Consider the following 5154-nt stretch of genomic DNA (forward strand, 5'->3'; position numbering starts at 1 on the left):
CCGTCGCCCGTGCGGTCTTCAGCATCGCGTCGATCCCCTCCGCGCCCGCCAGCCGCAGCGATTTCGTACGTGCCGCCTTATAGGCCGGGTCGTCGAGCCCGCGGGTCTTGGCCGCCGCCTCGAACGTCTCCTGCGCGAAGAACGGCATCTCCGCTGCTTCATTGGCGCGGTTGAACGCGATCACCTGATCGAGCGTCCGGGTCCGCACCGCCGCCGGGGTGGTCGCCAGATAGGTGTCGAGATCGGCCTTCAGCTCGGTCTGGAGTACCAGCAGCTCCGCCTCGCCGATCCCGTCGAGCTTGGGCTGCTTGACCTCGACGAGCACCGCGCCCGCCGCCTTGAGCACGCCCAACGCCACCTCGTACCGCGCCGCGACGTCCGCGGTCATCTCGGGCCGGACGACCCCAATCCGCAACCCCGACAGCGCGCTCGTCGACAGGGCGGCGGCATAGTCGCGCTTGTACGCGCCCGCCCCTGCGGTCGCGGCATCCGCCGGATCCGCCGCGATCATCGCCGAGAACATCGTCGCCACGTCGCGCACGCTGCGCGCCATTGGCCCTGGCGTGTCCTGGCTATGGCTGATCGGCACGACATGCGTGCGGCTGACCAGCCCGATCGTCGGCTTCAGCCCGACCAGCCCGTTGATCGACGACGGGCACACGACCGAGCCATCGGTTTCGGTGCCGATCGCGGCTGCTGCAAAACTCGCCGCGATCGCCGCGCCCGACCCGCTCGACGATCCGCACGCGGTCCGATCGAGCGCATAGGGATTGCGGACCAGCCCGCCGACCGCGCTCCACCCACTCATCGACCGGGTCGAGCGGATGTTCGCCCATTCGCTGAGGTTGGTCTTGCCGAGGATCACCGCGCCTGCCGCGCGCAGCTGCGCGACCACCGGCGCGTCGCGGCGCGTCATATTGTCCTTGAGCGCCAGGCTGCCAGCGGTGGTCGGCATCGCGTCGGCGGTCTCGACATTGTCCTTGATCAGCACCGGAACGCCGTGCAGCGGTCCGCGCACCCGCCCCGCCCGACGCTCGGCGTCGAGCGCCTTGGCCTGGGCCAGCGCGTCGGGATTGAGCGCGATCACGCTGCGCAGCGTCGGCCCCTTGCGGTCCATCGCCGCGATCCGCGCGAGATACGCCCGGACCAGATCGACACTGCTCGCCGTCCCCGCCGTCATGCTTGCCTGAAGCTGATCGATCGAGCGTTCCTCGACCGCGACGGTCCTGGCCACCGCCGCCACTGGCATGGCGGCGGTGGCGAGCAGGATTCCGGTGATAATCTGGCGCATTTTCAGTCCCCTTTAGCCTGACGCTATCGGGGATCGGACGGCGCGCCAAGCGCCCTGGCGGGTCAGCCGACGAAGGCGCGCTCGATCACGAACGTACCGGGCTTGGAATTCGCGCCCTCCTCGAAGCCCTGCGCCTCGAGCATCACCGCGAACTCCTTGATCATCTCGGTCGATCCGCACAGCATCGCGCGGTCGGTCTCGGGGTTCAGCTTCTGGTCGCCGCGCACCGGATGGCCGAACAGCGACGCGTCCTCGATCAGCGCACCGATCCGCCGCGTGGTGCGGAACGGCTCGCGCGTCACGGTCGGGATGTAATGGAACTGCGTGGCCGCCTCCTCAGCGATCAGCGGATCCTCGGCGAGCAAGGCGACCATCTCGTCGTGATAGGCAAGGTCGCTGACGCGGCGCACGCTGTGCACGACGATCACCTGTTCATAGGCCGAATAGACGTCGGGATCGCGCATCAGGCTGAGGAACGGCGCGAGGCCTGTGCCGGTCGAGAACATGAACAGCCGCTTGCCCGGGAGCAGCGCGTCGAGCACCAAAGTGCCGGTCGGCTTCTTGCCCAGATACACCTCGTCGCCCGGCTGGATCAGCTGGAGCTTCGAGGTCAGCGGGCCGTCCTCGACCTTGATCGACAGGAATTCGAGCTCTTCCGAATAATGCGGGCTCGCGATCGAATAGGCGCGCATGATCGGCTTGCCGCCGTCCTGGGGGAGGCCGATCATCACGAATTCGCCCGAGCGGAAGCGGAAGGTCGACGGGCGCTCGATCGCGAAACTGAACAGATGCTCGTTCCAGTGGCGCACCCACAGAACCTTGGCGTTGAGGAACGCGGGCGTTTCCGGGATGAGCACGGGCGCGCGGGTTTCGAGGGTTTCGGCGGTCATGCGTCTATTCCTTGGCCGCGCGGAGTCGCGCCGGCGGGTCGATGGCTTGCGAAACGGTCGCATTATGGATGCGCGTGCGGTGGGTCAACATTAGCAAAGCTTGGGGCCGCACAATGCTCGCCGCATTAGAACGTCCGTCATTCCCGCGAAGGCGGGAATCCATACTGGCAGCGCTCTCCCTTAAGATGCTGACGGCGTAGGCTATCGATCCCCGCCGTCGCGGGGATGACGGGTGGTTTGCGGATTGACGAATGCCGGCAATGGCGGCGTTGTCGTCGTGCCATCTGTTCCCCATATTCCCCCTCGATGGCCATCCAGATCCGCACCAGCCTCGCCGAACCCGAAACCGGCGACACCTTCGTCCCGCACCGCCCGACCGCGCGCCCCGCAAAGGTCGAGGGCGGCAAGCGGTTCAAGCTCGTGAGCGAATATGAGCCGGCAGGCGACCAGCCGACCGCGATCGCCGAACTCGTCTCGGCGATCGGCGAGGGCGAGAAGGACCAGGTGCTGCTCGGCGTCACCGGCTCGGGCAAGACCTTCACGATGGCGAGCGTGATCGAACGCGTGCAGCGGCCTGCGCTAATCCTCGCGCCCAACAAGATCCTCGCAGCACAGCTCTACGGCGAAATGAAGTCGTTCTTTCCCGACAACGCGGTCGAATATTTCGTCAGCTATTATGATTATTACCAGCCTGAAGCTTATGTCGCGCGGTCGGACACCTATATCGAGAAGGAATCGTCGACCAACGAGTCGATCGACCGGATGCGGCATTCGGCAACGCGCGCGCTGCTCGAACGCGACGACGTGATCATCGTCGCGTCGGTCTCGTGCCTGTACGGCATCGGCTCCGTCGAGACCTATTCGGCGATGATCTTCGACCTGAAAAAGGGCACGACCGTCGACCAGCGCGAGATCGTGCGCAAGCTCGTCGCGCTCCAGTACAAGCGCAATGACGCGGCGTTCCAGCGCGGCAATTTCCGCGTGAAGGGCGACACGCTCGAGATCTTCCCGTCGCATTACGAAGACAGCGCGTGGCGCATCTCGTTTTTCGGCGACGATATCGAGGAGATCACCGAGTTCGACCCGCTGACCGGCAAGAAGGTCGCGTCGCTGAACTCCGTACGCGTCTATGCGAACTCGCATTACGTGACGCCCGGCCCGACGCTCAAACAGGCGGGCGAGGCGATCAAGCACGAGCTGGCCGAGCGGCTGAAGGAGCTGGTGCTCGAGGGCAAATTGCTCGAGGCGCAGCGGCTGGAGCAGCGGACGAACTTCGATCTCGAGATGATCGCGGCGACCGGCAGCTGCGCGGGGATCGAGAATTACTCACGCTTCCTCACCGGTCGCATGCCGGGCGAGCCCCCGCCCACCTTGTTCGAATATCTGCCCGACAACGCGCTGCTGTTCGTCGATGAGAGCCATGTCACGATCGGCCAGATCAACGGCATGTCGCGCGGCGATCACCGTCGCAAGCTGACGCTTGCCGAATATGGCTTCCGCCTTCCCTCGGCAATCGACAACCGGCCGCTCAGGTTCAACGAATGGGACGCGATGCGCCCGCCAACGACCTACGTCTCGGCGACGCCGGGCAGCTGGGAGATGGAGCAGACCGGCGGCGTGTTCGCCGAACAGGTCATCCGCCCGACCGGGCTGATCGATCCGCCCGTCGAGATCAAGCCGGTCGAGGAGCAGGTGCAGGACCTGATCGTCGAGGTCGGGAAGACCACCGCGCTCGGATACCGTACGCTCGTCACGACGCTGACCAAGCGGATGGCGGAGGATCTGACCGAGTATATGCACGAGGCGGGGATCAAGGTCCGCTACATGCACAGCGACGTCGAGACGCTCGAGCGTATCGAACTGATCCGCGACCTGCGGCTCGGCGTGTACGACGTGCTGATCGGCATCAACCTGTTGCGCGAGGGGTTGGACATCCCCGAATGCGGGCTGGTCGCGATCCTTGATGCGGACAAGGAGGGCTTCCTGCGGTCCGAGACCTCGCTGATCCAGACGATTGGGCGCGCGGCGCGTAACGTCGACGGGCGCGTGATCCTGTACGCCGACCGCGTCACGGGCTCTATGGAGCGCGCGATGAACGAGACGGCGCGGCGCCGCGAGAAGCAGGTCGCGTACAACACCGAACACGGCATCACGCCGACGACGATCCGCCGCAACATCGGCGACATCATCGCGCACGTCGCCAGCCAGGATCAGGTCACCGTCCCGATCGACGAGGACCGCCCGCACATGGTCGGCCACAACCTGCGCGCCTATATCGAGGATCTTGAGAAGCAGATGCGCAAGGCCGCGTCGGATCTGGAGTTCGAGACCGCCGGGCGGCTGCGCGACGAGATCCGGCAGCTGGAGAACGAGGAGCTTGGCCTGCCGGTGGACCAGCAGAAGGCGCCGGTCATGGGCCGTTCGAACGAGGGCAAGCCAGGCACGCGGAAAACGCGCTACGGGAAGAGCCAGAAAATGCGGATGGGCGGTTCGCGCTCGCGTTGAAGCGGCTACCCCCGTTTTCGTCACCCTGACGAAAGTCAGGGCCCAGAGCCGCGGATGCTGCGGTCAGTAACTCTGGGTCCTGACTTTCGTCAGGATGACGGAGGGGTCGAACCGTGCGCGGGTCAGCCGACGACCAGATCCTCGCTGCTCGACCCATAATAGCTCGCCACCCGGTCGGCATAGGCCTGGTCGAAGACCGGCGCATTGTTCGACCAGCTCGGGCCTCCCTCAAGCACGCGCTTGTCGATCGTCACCACATACAGGTCACGCACCGCGTCGAACTGAAGCAGCGCGAACGGCAGCGGGTAGAAGCTCTTGCCCATGCCCAGGAACCCGCCAAGGCTCAGCACGGCGTGCGTCGCGCGCCCGGTACCCTTGTGCACCATGAAGGCATAGACCGTCCCCACCGCGTCGCCATCGCGGCTCTCGACCTTCATCGTCCCCGAAATATTGGCCTGCACGAGCAGC

The 5154-nt window shown here is 65.7% G+C and carries 4 protein-coding genes; 1 reads left to right on the plus strand and 3 read right to left on the minus strand.

The features are described from left to right. On the minus strand, positions 1-1249 hold a 1249-nt coding region (locus tag sphsw_RS15345), incomplete at its 3' end, for an amidase (protein ID WP_235188416.1). A 104-nt stretch (positions 1250-1353) separates the two neighbouring features. Then, the gene (locus tag sphsw_RS15350; protein ID WP_031441376.1) at positions 1354-2181 is read right to left on the minus strand and encodes a ferredoxin--NADP reductase; all 828 of its coding nucleotides are present in this window, start codon (positions 2179-2181) and stop codon (positions 1354-1356) included. A 306-nt stretch (positions 2182-2487) separates the two neighbouring features. Between sphsw_RS15350 and uvrB the strand changes: the two genes are divergently transcribed. Continuing rightward, positions 2488-4686, plus strand: coding sequence for an excinuclease ABC subunit UvrB (uvrB, locus tag sphsw_RS15355; RefSeq protein WP_031441377.1), 2199 nt, complete (start codon positions 2488-2490; stop codon positions 4684-4686). A 122-nt stretch (positions 4687-4808) separates the two neighbouring features. On the opposite strand, the gene sphsw_RS15360 is transcribed toward uvrB, so the two are convergent. Next, the gene (locus sphsw_RS15360) at positions 4809-5153 is read right to left on the minus strand and encodes a PRC-barrel domain-containing protein (RefSeq protein ID WP_042467486.1); all 345 of its coding nucleotides are present in this window, start codon (positions 5151-5153) and stop codon (positions 4809-4811) included. Position 5154 lies beyond the last annotated feature (1 nt).

Source organism: Sphingomonas sp. FUKUSWIS1 (assembly GCF_000733135.1).
Taxonomy (GTDB): domain Bacteria; phylum Pseudomonadota; class Alphaproteobacteria; order Sphingomonadales; family Sphingomonadaceae; genus Sphingomonas; species Sphingomonas aerolata.

Excerpts from the sequence above, each read along its gene's own strand:
- uvrB (WP_031441377.1), top strand. The coding sequence starts at position 2,488 with ATGGCCATCCAGATCCGCACCAGCCTCGCCGAACCCGAAACCGGCGAC.
- sphsw_RS15350 (WP_031441376.1), bottom strand. The coding sequence starts at position 2,181 with ATGACCGCCGAAACCCTCGAAACCCGCGCGCCCGTGCTCATCCCGGAA.